This window comes from Streptomyces sp. NPDC006923 (genome assembly GCF_040635655.1).
GTDB lineage: Bacteria > Actinomycetota > Actinomycetes > Streptomycetales > Streptomycetaceae > Streptomyces.
In genome coordinates this window covers 1-15,648 of record NZ_JBEYIF010000018.1, presented here as the reverse complement: position 1 = coordinate 15,648, position 15,648 = coordinate 1, and the positions used below count along the sequence as shown (strand labels likewise).

The window sequence follows — 15,648 nt, the reverse complement described above, 5'->3', positions numbered from 1 at the left end:
TGCTGTGCGCGCCCCGCCCCGCCCATTCCCCCATGCCCGGAGGCAGTTGTGGAACGCACCAGACGTCCTGCTCTGTACCCAAGACTGGTGGCCGTCCTCGCGGCCGCCGTACTCACCGCCGGCGGTCTTCTCGCCTCCGCGCAGACGGCGCGGGCCGCCGACACGGACATCGCCCGCAACGGCACCTTCGAGTCCGGGCTGAGCGGCTGGAGCTGTACGGCCGGCAGCGGCGCCGTCGTCAGTACGCCGGTGCACGGCGGCAGCGGCGCGCTCAAGGGCACCCCGGCGGGCAGCGACAACGCCAAGTGCTCCCAGACCGTCACGGTCAAGCCGGACTCCGCGTACACGCTGAGCGCCTGGGTCCGGGGCAGCTACGTCTATCTCGGCGCCTCCGGGACGGGCACCACCGATGTCTCGACGTGGACGCAGTCCGCGCCGGACTGGCAGAAGCTGACCACCGGCTTCCGCACCGGCCCGAACACCACCACGGTGACCATCTACACCCACGGCTGGTACGGCACCCCCGCCTACTACGCCGACGATCTGACCCTGGTCGGCCCCGGCGGCGCCCCCGTACAGCCTCCGGCCGTGCCCACCGGCCTGCGCGCCGGACAGTCCACGTCCTCCTCCGTCGCCCTGTCCTGGTCACCCGTCACGGGCGCCACCGGCTACACCGTCTACCGGGGCGGCACCAAGGCCCTCGACGTCAGCGGCACCTCGGCCACCGTCTCCGGCCTCAGCCCGGCCACCGCGTACAGCTTCCAGGTCGCCGCGACCAACGCCGCGGGAGCGTCCGCGCTCTCGCCCGCCGTCAGCGCCACCACCTCAGCCGCGGGCGGCGACGGCGGCAGCGGCGCGGACCTCCCCGCGCACGCCCTTGTCGGCTATCTGCACTCCAGCTTCGCCAACGGCTCGGGCTACACCCGGATGTCCGACGTGCCCGCCTCCTGGGACGTCATCAACCTGGCCTTCGGCGAGCCCACCTCGGTGACCTCCGGAGACATCCGCTTCAGCCTCTGCCCGGCCGCCGAATGCCCGAATGTCGAATCCGCCGCCGAGTTCAAGGCGGCCATCAAGGCGAAGCAGGCCGCGGGCAAGAAGGTCCTCATCTCCATCGGCGGCGCCAACGGCCAGGTCCAGCTCTCCACCACCGCCGCCCGCGACACCTTTGTCTCCTCGGTCTCCAGGATCATCGACGAGTACGGTCTGGACGGCCTGGACATCGACTTCGAGGGCCACTCGCTCTCGCTCAACACCGGCGACACCGACTTCCGCAGCCCCACCACCCCGGTCATCGTCAATCTGATCTCCGCGATCAAGACCCTCAAGGCCAGGTACGGCCCGGACTTCGTCCTCACCATGGCCCCCGAGACCTTCTTCGTACAGCTCGGTTACCAGTACTACGGCTCCGGCCCCTGGGGCGGCCAGGACCCGCGCGCCGGTGCGTACCTCCCGGTCATCCACGCGCTGCGCGACGACCTCACGCTGCTGCATGTCCAGGACTACAACTCCGGCTCGATCATGGGGCTGGACAACCAGTACCACTCGATGGGCGGCGCCGACTTCCACATCGCCATGACCGACATGCTGCTCACCGGCTTCCCGGTCGCCGGGGACGCCACGAGGGTCTTCCCGGCGCTCCGCGCGGACCAGGTGGCGATCGGCCTGCCCGCCTCGACCCAGGCCGGCAACGGCTACACCACGCCCGCCGAGGTCAACAAGGCGCTGAACTGCCTGACGAAGAAGACCGACTGCGGTTCGTACCAGACCCATGGCACCTGGCCCGCGCTGCGCGGACTGATGACCTGGTCGATCAACTGGGACCGCTTCAACCAGGGGGAGTTCAGCCGGAACTTCGACGCCTACTTCGGCTGAGCCCGCCCGGGGACGCCGGACAAGCCGGATCCGGGCGGGCCGAGCCGCGCCAGGATCCGCGCCAGGACCAGGAGCAGCATCCCGCACAGGGCCAGGCTGCCGAGGACGTCCAGCGGCCAGTGGTAGCCGCGCAGCAGCAGACCGGTGCCCGTCGCCAGGGTGAGCAGGACGGCGACGGGCACCGTCCGCCTCCGGCCCGCGTACGGGGCGAGCAGCAGGGCCGCTCCGCCGTACGCGACCATCGCCGTCGCCGTATGACCGGACGGGTAGTAGCCGGTGGCCTCGGTGAGCGGGCCGGGCCGGTCGGTCCAGATCTTCAGAGGTACGACCAGGGCGGGCACGGCGGCCATCGCGACCGCGGCCGCCAGGGCCCGGGCGCGCTGCCCGTGCCGGAGTGTCCAGGCGAGGGCCACCGCCAGCACGGGCAGTGCCACCGGCAGGCCGCCGAGGTCGGCGAGGAACTGCGTCAGCCCTCGGGGACCGTGCCCGGCGAGAGCGAGACCGGCGCGTTCGTCCGCCACCCGCAGGGGCCCGCCGGCGGTGGCCTGCCAGGTGATGAGCGCGAAGAGGACCGCGCACGCTCCGAAGAGCAGTGCGAAGCGCGGGAAGGAGAGGAGGGCCGGCCGTCCGAGAACAGGGGGGGGAGTTCCGGGACGGCCAGCCGGACCGGTGTGCCGCACGCCCCGGGGGGTTTGGGGCGGGCGGCCGTCCGATCGGTGAGGAGTTCTGGAGCCTGAAGCCCCAGTGGTGTGCGCGAAGGCACGGCCGAGGCGATGCTGGGGATGCCCCGCTTCGGCGTCGCCCGCAGTCTCCTGCGAGCGGGGTGTTTCTCTCATCTGCGGAAACCGTACGTCAGGGCGGCGCGGACCGACAGCCGGAATCCGATCCCGCCATCGCCCTCGCACACCTTCTTCACAGGCCCTGACCGAAGGCCCGTTCCCGGCGTCGGCGCGGAGGCCGGCGGAGGGAGCCGGGGCGGCCGGGCCGGTCCGTCAGAGGGCGGCGAACGCCTGCTCCAGGATGTCCAGGCCCTCGTTCAGCAGGTCTTCGCCGATCACCAGCGGCGGCAGGAACCGCAGCACATTGCCGTAGGTGCCACAGGTCAGGACGAGCAGCCCCTCCGCGTGGCAGGCCCTGGCGAGCGCGGCGGTGGCCTCCGGGGCCGGCTCCTTGGTGTCCCGGTCCTTCACCAGCTCGATCGCGAGCATCGCGCCACGGCCCCGGACGTCGCCGACGATGTCGTACTTCTCCCGCATCCCGGCGAGCCGGGACTTCATGATCTCCTCGATACGCCTGGCCTTCGAGACGAGGTCCAGCTCCTTCATCGTCTCGATGGCGCCGAGCGCGGCGGCGCAGGCCACCGGGTTGCCGCCGTACGTACCGCCGAGTCCGCCCGCGTGCGCGGCGTCCATGATCTCGGCGCGGCCGGTGACGGCGGCCAGCGGCAGCCCGCCCGCGATGCCCTTCGCCGTGGTGATCAGGTCCGGGACCACACCCTCGTCCTCGCAGGCGAACCACTGGCCGGTGCGGCAGAAGCCGGACTGGATCTCGTCGGCGACGAACACGATCCCGTGATCCTTGGCGAACCTCGCGAGCGCCGGCAGGAAGCCCTTGGCCGGCTCGATGAAGCCGCCCTCGCCGAGGACCGGCTCGATGATGATCGCGGCGACGTTCTCGGCCCCGATCTGCTTGCTGATCTGATCGATGACCTGGGCGGACGCCTCGGGGCCGCAGTTCTCGGGGCCGGTCGGCCAGCGGTAGCCGTAGGCGACCGGCACCCGGTAGATCTCCGGGGCGAACGGTCCGAAGCCGTTCTTGTACGGCATGTTCTTCGAGGTCAGGGCCATGGTGAGATTCGTACGGCCGTGATAGCCGTGGTCGAACACGACAATCGCCTGGCGGCCGGTGTACGAACGCGCGATCTTCACGGCGTTCTCGACGGCCTCGGCGCCCGAGTTGAACAGCGCCGACTTCTTGGCGTGGTCGCCGGGGGTCAGCTCGGCGAGCCGCTCACAGACCTCGACGTACCCCTCGTACGGCGTGACCATGAAACAGGTGTGGGTGAAGTCCGCGAGCTGGGCGGAGGCACGGCGTACGACGGCCTCGGCGCTGGAACCGACCGAGGTCACGGCGATCCCGGAACCGAAGTCGATCAGCCTGTTGCCGTCCACGTCCTCGACGACACCGCCGCCCGCGCGGGCGGCGAAGACGGGCATCACGGACCCCACACCCCCGGCGACCGCGGCGCTGCGGCGGGCCTGCAACTCCTGTGACTTGGGGCCGGGGACGGCGGTGACGATGCGGCGCTCCTGCGGGATGGCGGTCATGAGGGGCTCCTGGGGGTGTTTCCGGGTCTTTCTCCGCAGGCTAGGGGTGGTGACGGGCGGCAGGCATGCGCCGTTCGGTAGTGATGGGGGCGTGTCGTTGTCCGCGACGGACATAGGGGGCCGTTCGGGCCCTGCGGCGCCGGAACGCGGCGTGTCGCGCTGTTCCGCCCGTCCGGCCCGGCTCTGCCGACACGTCCTGGCCGTCAAAGCCGGGGCCCTGGCACTACATTGACGTGAGCACAGAGCGGCTGCACAGGGCGGACCCGGATGGTCAGGGGGCAGGGGTTCATGGACACCGACGGCACGCACGACTCACGGGGCATCCGCGCGAATCCCGTACCGCGTCCGGCAGGGCCGCCGCCCATGCCGTCCGCCGCGCCGTTCGAGGCCCCGTCCCACGCCGTTCCGGCGTCCCGGGAGTGGTCGGCCGGAGGGGGAGGACTGCCGCCCGCTCCCGAGCACGCGCCGTCCACCGGCCCGACCCTGCGCGACTGGCTGCGGGTGCCCCGGATCGCGGACGCGCCCGGGGTCTGGGCGTACGGGCACCGGCCGAGGCCGCCGGAAGAGCCGGAGCGCACGCCGACGCGCCAGCTTGTCAGCGGAGCGCTGATCTCGCTCCTCGCGGGCCTGCTCCTCTGGTCACTGGTGTGGAACGGCTACCTCGGCGGCTTCTGGCTCTGGCCGCTCTTCGTGTTCACGCCCGACTCCTGGCGCGGGACGATGGCCTCCGTCGTCGCCGCGTATGTGTACTACGCGCTGGTCGTCGCCGGATTCCTGGTCGTCTTCGGCCGGCTGGGCCGCTGGGCCGAGCTGGCCCGGCGCGCGCTGGGCCGCGCGTCCGGCGCGGCGAAGGAGGCCGCCCCGCCGCCTCCCGGCCCCGAGGACGATCTCGCCGAGTGGCCCGAGCTCAGAGCGGCCGGGCACGGCGAGACCGCGGCGCGGCTCGCCTCCGAGGTACGGGCCGAGCGGATGAACGACGTCGACTACGCCAGGATCCGTCGCGCCTGGCAGTCCGTGCGGGCCGACCCCTCCCGGCTGACGGCGTTCACCGCGGCGGTGCGCGCGGACGGCGCGGCGGCCTGTGTCCATCCCTCGGGCAAGCGCGACCTGCCGGTCCGCGCGGCCCGGCACGATCTGCTCGCACGCCAGGTCCGGCTCGGCACGGTGCAGGACGGCGAGCGCAATCCGTATCCCAGGCGGGGGACCGGTCTGGCGCTCGACCCGGTGCTGCTGGGGACCTCGCTGCTGGCCGTGGGGCCGCCGGGGGCCGGCAAGACCCACGCCCTCGTACGGCCGGTCGTCGAGTCGCTCTCGCTCCAGGCCCTCGCGGGACAGGCAGCGGTGATCGCCGTCTGCGCCGGCGGCACCCAGCTCGGCCCCGACGACGCCTATGACGTCGTGATCAGGATCGGTGATCCGGGGTCCGTGTACGACCTCGATCTGTACGGAGGCACGAACGACCCCGACGAGGCCGCCGCCGTACTCGCCGAGGGCCTCGTCGGCGATCTCACCGACACGGACAGCAGGCGGGCCACCACGGCGCTGGCCCAGCTCCTCGGGCCGTTCCGCGCCGCGCATGGACGGCTGCCCGGCGTGCCGGAGCTGCGCGAGCTGCTGGACGGCGAGCCCGCCGCGCTGGCCGCGCTGAGGGAGACGCTCGACTCCGCGGGGCACTCCACCATGCGGCGTGAACTCGACGCCAGGGAGCGGCAGTCCGGCGCTCCCGGCGATCCGGGCCGCGCGCTCGCCGACCGGGTCGCACTGCTGGACCGGCCGGCCTTCGCGAGCTTCTTCGACACCAGCGGCAGGACCAGGCCGTTCTCGCTGCGCACCCTGGAACACCCGCTGCGGGTCCGTATCGACCTGCCGGAACGGGGCCACGGCGAGGCCTCGCGGATGCTGGCACGGCTCATCCTCGCCCAGTTCACGGCGAACGCCTCGGCGCGCTCCGACCGTTCGCTCTTCGCCTGTCTCGTCCTGGACGACGCGACCCGCACGCTGACCGCCGAGACCCTGCGCGGCGTGCAGCGGCTGCGGTCGGCGAACGCGGGCGCCGTGCTCACCCTCCGTACGCTCGACGATGTGCCGGAGGCGCTGCACACCGCGCTGCTGGGCGCCGTCGGCTGCCGGATGGCCTTCTCCGGCATCACCACCTGGGACGGCAAGCGCTTCGCGGAGGCGTGGGGCACCGAGTGGGTCGAGACCCGGGACGTCACCCAGCGCACCGTCTTCGCCGACCAGCCGCTGACCCGGGCCATCCACGCCTTCCGGAAGCTGGTCACGGGCAAGGCCGTGACCACGGACGCGGTCACTGTGCGCAAGGTCGAGCGGGAACGCTGGTCGGCCTCGGAACTGGCGCACTCGGTACCGGCGGGGCACGCCGTGCTGTCCCTGCGGACGGTGCGTGGCGAGTACGCGCCACCGCTGCTGGTGGATCTGCGCACCTGACGGCGGCGGGCGGCGGCGGGCGGCCGGGCTCACCTGTTCGGCCGGTCGTACAAGCTGGCAGAATCGGGGTAGCCGTTCATACGGGACGGCGTAGTCGTCCGCGGTGGCGCTCGTGGTGCCGGTGGTGTGTGCGGCGCCGTGCCGCTCCGCCGCACCTCCGCCGCCCTGTCCGCCCTCTGCCGAAGGACCTACGGTCCACCATGCCGCCCACTCTCGCCTCGCTCATCCAGCACTCGGCACTGAACCTCACCGTCCGGGCGGGCGAGGACCGGCTCAGGACGCCGGTGCGCTGGGCACACGCCAGCGAGCTGGCCGACCCCGTGCCGTACATGGAAGGCGGCGAGCTGCTCCTGGTCACCGCCACGACCCTGGACGCCGAGAGCCCGGAGGCGATGCGGCGCTACGTACGGCGGCTGGTGAACGCCGGGGTCGCCGGGCTCGGCTTCGCCGTCGGGGTGCACTACGAGGACATCCCCGAGGCACTGGTCGAGGCGGCGCGGGCAGCGGGGCTGCCGCTGCTGGAAGTGCCTCGGCGCACGCCGTTCCTCGCCATCAGCAAGGCCGTCTCAGCGGCGATCGCGGCCGACCAGTACCGGGCGGTGACCGCCGGGTTCGAGGCCCAGCGGGAGCTGACCAGGGCCGCGCTCACCGAGGGCCCCACGGCGCTGCTGGCCCGGCTCGCCGGATATGTCGACGGCTGGGCCGCGCTGTACGACGCCACCGGCGCCGTGGTCGCCGCCGCGCCCGAGTGGGCCGCGCGCCGGGCCGCCCGGCTCACCGCCGATGTGGAGCGGCTGCGCGAGCGGCCCGCGCCCGCGAGCGCGGTGGTCGGCGACGCGGACGACCGGGTGGAGCTCCAGTCCCTCGGCACCGGCAGACGGGTGCGCGGCGCGCTGGCGGTGGGCACGGAAGCCGCGCTCGGTACGGCGGAGCGCTACGCGGTCCACTCGGCGATCGCGCTGCTGACGCTGACGACAGAGCGCTCACGGGCCCTGCAGACGGCGGAGCAGCGGCTGGGCGCGGCGGTGCTGCGGATGCTGCTGTCCGGACAGCCGGACCACGCGCGGTCGGTCGCCGGTGAGCTGTACGGGAGCCTGCTGGACGCTCCGTTCCGGCTGCTGATCGCCGAGTCGGCGGAGTCGGCGTCCGGGTCGTCCACGGCCGGGACATCCGGGTCCGGAACGTCGCCAGGGGCGTCCGGGGCGGCTGCCGCCGCCGTCCAGGGCGGGACGGACGGCGCGGCGGGCCATCCGCTGGGGACCCTGGCCGAAGCGGTGGAGTCGGCGGCGGCGCGGGCGGGCGAGGCGGTGCTGGTGGTCCCGGACGGCGAGGAGCGGCTCGCCGTCCTGGCCGCGGACGGCGGAGCGGTCGTCAGGGCAGCCGAGGGCTACGCGGCGCGGGAGGCGGAGGAGGCGGGCGTGATCATCGGCCTCTCCGCGCCGAGCGGCCCGATCGCCACGGCCGGCGCGTACAAACAGGCCGAACAGGCGCTGTCGGTGGCGCGGCGGCGGGGCCGGGCGCTGGTCGAGCACGAGGAGCTGGCGGCGGGCTCGATCCTCCCGCTGCTCGCGGACGACGCGGTACGGGCGTTCGCGGACGGCATGCTGCGGGCGCTCTACGAACACGACGCGAAGGGCCGGGGAGATCTGGTGGCCTCGCTGCGCGCCTGGCTCTCCCGGCACGGCCAGTGGGACGCGGCGGCGGCGGACCTCGGCGTCCACCGCCACACCCTGCGCTACCGCATGCGGCGGGTGGAGGAGATCCTGGGCCGCTCGCTGGACGATCCCGATGTCCGGATGGAGCTGTGGCTGGCGCTGAAGACCGCCACGCCGCCGACGCCGCCGGGACCGACGGCTTCGCGATAACCCGCCCGGGTCCGGACGGCGCGGCGGCCGGTGGCGCGCCTCCTACAAAGCGTCGCGTCCTTCCCGTCCCATCACTCCATCCCGGACAAACGACCGGCCGCCCGCGCACCCCTACCGTGGACGCAGACACCACGACTACTCGGAAGGGCCGGGACTCGCTATGACTTCCACCCACGCCTTCTGGCTCGCCGGCCGCCGGGCCACCGGCGAGGAGACCCTCGACGTCACCTCCCCCTGGGACGGCCGGCTCGTCGGCACCGTCGCCGTCCCGACCGGGGCACAGGTCGAGGAGGCCGTCGCGGCGGCGCACGCCGTGCTGGACGAGTTCGCGGCGACGCCCGCGCATGTGCGCGCCGCCGCTCTCGACCATGTGTCGCGCAGGCTGGTGGAGCGCACCGAGGAGATCGCCCGGCTGATCTCCGCCGAGAACGGCAAGCCCCTCAAGTGGGCCCGCGGCGAAGTCGGCCGCGCCGTCTCCGTCTTCCGCTTCGCCGCGGAGGAGGCGCGCGCCTTCAACGCCGGCGAGGCGCAGCGCCTCGACACCGACGCGGGCGGCGCCGGCCGCCTCGCGCTGACCCGCCGCTTCCCCCGTGGCGTCGTCCTTGGGATCGCGCCCTTCAACTTCCCGCTCAATCTGTGCGCCCACAAGATCGCTCCGGCCATCGCGGCCGGCGCCCCGATCATCCTGAAGCCCGCCCCCGCGACCCCGCTCTCCGGCCTGCTCCTCGGTGAGCTGCTCGCCGAGACCGAGCTGCCGGCCGGTGCCTGGTCCGTACTGCCCGTGCCGAACGACCGGATGCCCGCCCTCGTCCAGGACGAGCGGCTGCCGGTGATCTCCTTCACCGGTTCGGACAAGGTCGGCTTCGCGATCATGGACTCCGTCCCGCGCAAGCGCTGCACGCTCGAACTCGGCGGCAACGGCGCGGCCGTCGTCCTGTCCGACTACGCGAGCGAGCAGGACCTGGACTGGGCGGCGGCGCGGATCGCCACGTTCTCGAACTACCAGGGCGGCCAGTCCTGCATCTCCGTCCAGCGGGTGATCGCGGACGCCTCGGTGTACGAACGCCTGGTGCCCAAGATCGTCGCCGCCGTCGAGGCGCAGGTCACCGGCGACCCCGGCGACGACAAGACCGATGTGGGTCCACTGGTCAGCGAGGACGCGGCCAAGCGGGTGGAGTCCTGGGTGGACGAGGCCGTACGGTCCGGCGCGCGGCTCCTGACCGGCGGCAGGCGGGACGGCGCGACCTACGCGCCCACGGTGCTCGCCGACGTCCCCCCGGACGCCACGATCTCCTGCGAGGAGGTCTTCGGCCCCGTCCTGACGCTCCGCCGGACGGAGAGCGAGGCCGAGGCGTTCGCCGCGGTCAACGACTCCAAGTACGGCCTCCAGGCCGGTGTGTTCACCCATGATCTGCAGGCAGCCTTCCGCGCCCACCGGGCCCTGGAGGTCGGCGGCGTGATCATCGGCGATGTCCCGTCGTACCGCGCAGACCAGATGCCGTACGGCGGCGTCAAGCAGTCCGGCGTCGGCCGCGAGGGCGTGCGCTTCGCCATGGACGACTACACCTACGAACGCGTCATGGTGCTGACCGGCCTCGCCCTGTAGGCCCGGCCCCACCGGGTACGGCCGGAGTCCGCGGTGCGGGCCCCGGCCGTACCGCCGTGCGCGCGGGGCATTCGGCGGGAGGATTTGATTGGTCGGCCCACCACTGGTGCGAGTGCCGGGAATCGGGTAAATACGGACGAGTAGAACCGGCCGGTAAAACCGTCATCCGATCCGACTCCAGCGGCGAGGTGAGTTCCTCATGTCCGCCCCATCCGCTCCGTCCGAAGCATCCGCACCGAAGGAACCGCAGGGCAAGCCAGCAGAGCCCAAGGTCTCCGAGCGGGAAGCCCGGCAGGTCGCCGAGGCCGCCCGTGAGCAGGGCTGGCGCAAGCCGAGCTTTGCCAAGGAGATGTTCCTCGGCCGATTCCGCCTCGACCTCATCCATCCGCACCCGCAGCCCGCCCCCGACGACGTCAAGCGCGGCGAGGCGTTCCTGGCGAAGCTCCGCGCCTTCTGCGAGACGACGATCGACGGCGCGCTGATCGACCGCGAGGCCCGGATCCCCGACGAGGTGATCAACGGCCTCAGGGAGCTGGGCGCGCTCGGTATGAAGATCGACACCAAGTACGGCGGCCTCGGCCTCACCCAGGTGTACTACAACAAGGCCCTGGCGCTGGTCGGCACCGCCAATCCCGCCGTCGGCGCGCTGCTCTCCGCCCATCAGTCCATCGGCGTACCCCAGCCGCTCAAGATCTTCGGCACCCAGGAGCAGAAGGACACCTTCCTGCCGCGCCTGGCCCGTACCGACATCTCGGCCTTCCTGCTCACCGAGCCGGACGTGGGCTCCGACCCCGCCCGGCTGGCGACGACGGCCGTCCCCGACGGCGACTCGTACCTCCTCGACGGCGTGAAGCTGTGGACGACCAACGGTGTGGTCGCCGATCTGCTCGTGGTGATGGCCCGGGTGCCCGTGTCCGAGGGGCACAAGGGCGGGATCACGGCGTTTGTCGTCGAGGCGGCCTCGCCGGGCATCACGGTCGAGAACCGCAACGCCTTCATGGGCCTGCGCGGCCTGGAGAACGGCGTGACCCGCTTCCACCAGGTCCGGGTCCCCGCCGCGAACCGTATCGGCCCGGAGGGCGCCGGCCTCAAGATCGCCCTCACCACGCTCAACACCGGCCGGCTCTCGCTGCCCGCGATGTGCGTGGGGGCGGGGAAGTGGTGTCTGAAGACCGCCCGCGAGTGGTCGGCCGCGCGCGAGCAGTGGGGCAAGCCCGTCGCCCTGCACGAAGCCGTCGGCGAGAAGATCTCCTTCATCGCCGCGACCACCTTCGCGCTGGAGGCGGTCGTGGACCTGTCCTCCCAGATGGCCGACGAGGACCGCAACGACATCCGTATCGAGGCGGCCCTGGCCAAGCTGTACGGCTCCGAGATGGGCTGGCGGATGGCCGACGAACTGGTCCAGATCCGTGGCGGCCGCGGCTTCGAGACCGCGGATTCCCTGGCCGCCCGCGGTGAACGGGCCGTACCCGCCGAGCAGATGCTCCGCGACATGCGGATCAACCGGATCTTCGAGGGCTCGACGGAGATCATGCACCTGCTGATCGCCCGTGAGGCCGTCGACGCCCATCTCGCGGTGGCCGGCGACATCATCGATCCGGACAAGTCGCTGTCCGACAAGGCGAAAGCCGGTGCGCAGGCGGGCAGGTTCTACGCGCGCTGGCTGCCGCAGCTCGTCGCGGGACCGGGCCAACTGCCCCGTTCGTACGCGGAGTTCCACCCGGCGGGCCATCTGGACCTGTCGTCGCATCTGCGCTACGTCGAACGCAGCGCCCGCAAGCTGGCCCGCTCCACCTTCTACGCCATGTCGCGCTGGCAGGGCCGGATGGAGACCAAGCAGGGCTTCCTCGGCCGGATCGTCGACATCGGCGCCGAGCTGTTCGCGATGAGCGCGGCCTGCGTACGGGCCGAACTGCTGCGGACGAACGGGGACCACGGACGCGAGGCGTACCAACTCGCCGACACCTTCTGCCGGCAGGCCCGTATCCGGGTCGAGGAGCTCTTCACCCGGCTGTGGTCCAACACGGACGACCTGGACCGCAAGGTCGTGCACGGCGTCATGTCCGGCACCTACACCTGGCTGGAGGAGGGCATCGTGGATCCGAGCGGCGAAGGCCCCTGGATCGCGGACGCGACGCCGGGGCCCTCCGAACGGGACAACGTCCACCGCCCGGTCCGCTGACCGTCCCGAAGAGGGCCGGCGGTGTGCGTAACGGCACCGCCGGCCTTCCCCGTGCCGCACAATCGAGCCTCTGGAGAAGTCAACTCACTTGGGGGGCTGCGATGTTCGGGGCCGGAAGCAAGCGGGCACGGCGCGGGCCGGCGGGTGTCGCGGTCGGAGTCGTCCTGCTCGCCACCGCGTGCGGCGGTGGCGCGGAGGACACCGACGGGAACGGAAAGGACGGCCGGGACGGAAAGAACGCCGCCACACCGTCCGGGCCCGCACCGCTGACCGAGAGCCGGCTCACCGCCGCCGCCTTCACCGACGGCGAGAGGCTCGGGAAGTACACCGCGTCCGGCTACACCCTCGGCGCGCCGCTGGGGGAGGACTACGCCGCCGAGCCGGCCGTCTGCCAGCCGCTGGTCAGCCTCGCCCGCGGCGCCACCGCGTACGACCCCGTCGCGGAGGTCCACCGCAAGGCCGATGTCCCCGGCGAGACGCTCGGCGTGACCGTCGCCGTACAGCTCCGTTCGTACCGGGCCCGGGACGCGACCGGTGTCATGGCGGCCCTCGACAAGGCGGGCCGCGAATGCAGGGGCGGATTCATCGAGAACCGCGCGCTGGCGCGGGCCAAATATCTCAGGGTGGAGCCCGCCGAGGCGCCGGACCTGGGGGACGAGGCCGCGGCGTACCGCTTTTCCGGCGGGGCCATCGCACTCGTCGTACAGCAGGGTCAGGACGTGAGGTCCAGGACCCGGACCGGCTCACCAACCCACCGGTCCGGTGCCGTCGTCGCGATGATCGCCCCGTCCGGCCGGTCCGGCGTCGGCTGCGCCGCGTACCAGCTGTGGGCGGCCGCCCACGTCTCCTGCCGGGCGACGGCCAACGCCGCGGCGAGGTCCAGCTCCAGGACCGTGATGCCGGGCAGGGAAGCCAGGTGCTCGGCCGTGCCGGCACGGGCCCGGTCCGCTTCGACGAGCGCGCACGCCGGAACGTAGAGGAACCAGCCCGGCTCGGCGTGCGCCCGGTGGATCAGCCGGGACGCGAGGACGTTGCCCTGCCCCGCCGCGGCCATCGCCGTGTCGTCCAGAACGATGTGCATGGAGTCGCTCACCGACCGGTCACCTGCGCAAGACGCCGGTCCAGCTCAACGTCCAGGTCGTTCTGCTCCGAGGGCGTCGGGGCATAACCGTTCCAGTCCTTCAACGCCGCCAGCGCCCGTTCGGCGCGTTCGGCGCGCTCCGCCGGCGTCAGCAGAGTCTCCGCCAAACGGGCCAGAAAAGCGCGCAGTGACAGGCCCTCCGCGGCCGCGATCGCGGCGAGCCGGTCCTTGGCCTCTTCGGGGATACGGACATTGGCATCAGACATCATCGTGCTCCTTCCCATCCCCCAGGGTACGGGTACGTACCCGTACCCTGGAACAGTTGAGCGCGGCGCTCCGGTGGCTTCGTCACGGCGCCCGGGCAGGGGCGTGGCCGTCTGCTGGTAGGGGCACAGAGAATGCGGGCCCTGTGCCGCTCCGGTTGGAACGGCACGGGGCCCGCTTCATGAAACGACTGCTCGGAAAAGCAGCCGAGTCTGCCGGCTTCCGGGAGGAGCCGGTGTGGTTGTGATCAGTCGGTGCTACCGGTCATTGCGATCGACTCCACGGTGCCCGGGTATCCGACGACCTGGTCGGTTGCGTCCCACTTGCCATCCGCGTGGCGCAGGGTGTGCTTGATCTTTCCGTCGGTGGTGACGACGGCGGCCTGGAACTCGCCGTTGACCGCGGTAGCGTCGACGCCGATCGTGGTATCGCGGCCGAGCTCGTCGCCGAGGTCGCCGAACGTGCTCCAGGTACCGGCCGCCTTGCGGGTGGCGTGCTTCTTGTTGCCGTCGGCGGCGGTGAGCACGATCTGGAGGTCGCCGGCGACGCTCGCGAAGGACATGCCGTTGACCTTGGCGGTGAGACCGGTGGCCAGACCGCTGACGGAGCCCCAGTCCGCGCTCCACGAGCCGTCGGACTTGCGGATGCCGTGGTAGGCCTTGCCGTCGGCGGTGACGCCGACCTGGGTTTCCCCACCGGAGGTGTGGGCGACGGTGACCTGGGTGGCGTTGCCCAGCACGCCGAGCTTGCCGCTGACGTCGCCCCACTTCGTCCAGACCTCGTTGGCGTCCTGGGTGGCGTGGTAGACGCGGCCGTTGGCCAGGCCGATGAGGGCCAGGCCGGTGCCGGTGGAAGTGACGGCGACGCGGGTGAGCCCGGGCTTGTCGCCGACCTCTGCCGTGATGTCGCGGAAGTCTTCCCAACCGCCAGTTGCCCGCCGGTTGGCCTCGTAGAGGTGGCCGTCGCCGCCGACGGCGAAGACGTAGTTCTTGCCCTTGATGGCGGCATCCGCGGCGAACTCGAGGTCCTTGATGGTGCCGGCGGCGTTCAGCACGTTCCCGAACGACGTCCAGTCGCCATTGCTGTTACGCATGGAGTGGTAGAGACCGGAGGTCGTCTTGGCGAGCATCTGGAGGTTCCAGACGTTCAGGGTGGACGCGGTGTTCTCCGTGATCCAGGCCCGGATGTCATCCACCCGGCTGGCAGACGCCCCGGTGCGGGTCTCAGTGGACCCGAGGCAGCCACCTTGCCACGAGTTCGTCGCGATCGCGGCGAGTTCCGGGCGGCCGTTCTTCTCGCGGAACACGGGTGCGCCAGTGTCACCCTGGCAGATGGGGGTGCCGTCGACCCCCATGGCGGTGGCCTCGACGACACCTGCGGCCAGGGAGCCGGTGTGAAGGGCGTCAGGGACCCATGTGTCCTTTGTACGTCCATAACCCGCAGTCTTGAGACTTTCACCAGCCACTGGTGCAGTGGTTGCGGGGTGGAGGAATGTCGGACCGGATACAGGGCTGGCGAGCTTGGCCAGCACGAGATCACGGTCGGTGCGGGGAATCAACTGGGTGATCTCTCGCACCTGTCCTGCAGTGCCGGTCAGGTTCGTACGGCCGATAGTGGCGGTGGACTTGAGCTTCGGCGTGCCCGCGACAAGAGCAGTGGCCTGGGCCGGGTCGTCGACGAAGCAGCTCGACGCGGTGATCATCCACTGATTATTGATGAGCGTTCCCGAACAGGCGCGTACCCCGCCGACGTCGATCTTCGCGGTGAAGGTGCTTGCACCGCTTGCTGCGGCCACACCGTCCAAAGCCTGCGCGGGGATTCCAGTAAGGGTGCCAGCGGAGACCGCAGCTGTGAGCATGGCAACGACCCAAGCAGTGCGTGAACGAAAAATGGACATATGTTTTCCTTAGAGGATGTCTCACGTGGCGAGCTTCGCGAGTCTTTTGTAGCAGGTGAGGGCTGCGGCGAGGCCGAGGAAGGCAAGGAAGTGGCTGCCCTTT

At 71.8% G+C, this 15,648-nt stretch carries 10 protein-coding genes; 5 read left to right on the top strand and 5 right to left on the bottom strand.

The window, feature by feature from the left end; translation table 11 throughout:
• The first annotated feature begins 48 nt into the window (after positions 1–48).
• On the top strand, positions 49–1,875 hold the full coding sequence (locus tag ABZ707_RS27900; RefSeq protein WP_360180132.1) for a glycoside hydrolase family 18 protein: 1,827 nt from the start codon (positions 49–51) through the stop codon (positions 1,873–1,875).
• Here the strand turns inward: ABZ707_RS27900 and ABZ707_RS27895 are convergent.
• On the bottom strand, positions 1,863–2,711 hold the full coding sequence (locus tag ABZ707_RS27895) for a phosphatase PAP2 family protein (RefSeq protein ID WP_360180130.1): 849 nt from the start codon (positions 2,709–2,711) through the stop codon (positions 1,863–1,865). The two genes, ABZ707_RS27900 and ABZ707_RS27895, sit on opposite strands and share 13 nt — an antisense overlap.
• 156 nt (positions 2,712–2,867) lie before the next feature.
• A complete protein-coding gene (gene gabT, locus ABZ707_RS27890) occupies positions 2,868–4,202 on the bottom strand; it encodes a 4-aminobutyrate--2-oxoglutarate transaminase (RefSeq protein ID WP_360180128.1) in 1,335 nt (444 codons plus the stop codon).
• A gap of 288 nt (positions 4,203–4,490) precedes the next feature.
• Here gabT and ABZ707_RS27885 point away from each other — a divergent pair, with 288 nt between their 5' ends.
• The 4 genes from ABZ707_RS27885 (at position 4,491) to ABZ707_RS27870 (ending at position 12,303) form a co-directional block, all read left to right on the top strand.
• Complete coding sequence (locus ABZ707_RS27885; RefSeq protein ID WP_360180126.1) at positions 4,491–6,650, top strand: ATP-binding protein; 2,160 nt, start codon at positions 4,491–4,493, stop codon at positions 6,648–6,650.
• Between the two features lie 200 nt (positions 6,651–6,850).
• Entirely contained in the window at positions 6,851–8,515 is a 1,665-nt protein-coding gene (locus ABZ707_RS27880; RefSeq protein WP_360180125.1) for a PucR family transcriptional regulator, read from the top strand.
• A 160-nt stretch (positions 8,516–8,675) separates the two neighbouring features.
• Positions 8,676–10,121, top strand: a complete 1,446-nt coding sequence (locus ABZ707_RS27875) for an aldehyde dehydrogenase family protein (protein ID WP_360180123.1) — start codon at positions 8,676–8,678, stop codon at positions 10,119–10,121.
• A 199-nt stretch (positions 10,122–10,320) separates the two neighbouring features.
• On the top strand, positions 10,321–12,303 hold the full coding sequence (locus ABZ707_RS27870) for an acyl-CoA dehydrogenase family protein (protein WP_360180121.1): 1,983 nt from the start codon (positions 10,321–10,323) through the stop codon (positions 12,301–12,303).
• A gap of 712 nt (positions 12,304–13,015) precedes the next feature.
• On the opposite strand, the gene ABZ707_RS27865 is transcribed toward ABZ707_RS27870, so the two are convergent.
• From ABZ707_RS27865 to ABZ707_RS27855, 3 genes are all read right to left on the bottom strand, one after another.
• On the bottom strand, positions 13,016–13,384 hold the full coding sequence (locus tag ABZ707_RS27865; RefSeq protein ID WP_360180310.1) for a hypothetical protein: 369 nt from the start codon (positions 13,382–13,384) through the stop codon (positions 13,016–13,018).
• Positions 13,385–13,392: 8 nt separating this feature from the next.
• A complete protein-coding gene (locus tag ABZ707_RS27860) occupies positions 13,393–13,650 on the bottom strand; it encodes a hypothetical protein (protein WP_360180308.1) in 258 nt (85 codons plus the stop codon).
• Between the two features lie 245 nt (positions 13,651–13,895).
• Positions 13,896–15,443 carry a trypsin-like serine protease gene (locus ABZ707_RS27855; RefSeq protein ID WP_360180119.1) on the bottom strand — a complete coding sequence of 516 codons (1,548 nt, stop codon included), beginning with the start codon at positions 15,441–15,443 and terminating at the stop codon, positions 13,896–13,898.
• Positions 15,444–15,648 lie beyond the last annotated feature (205 nt).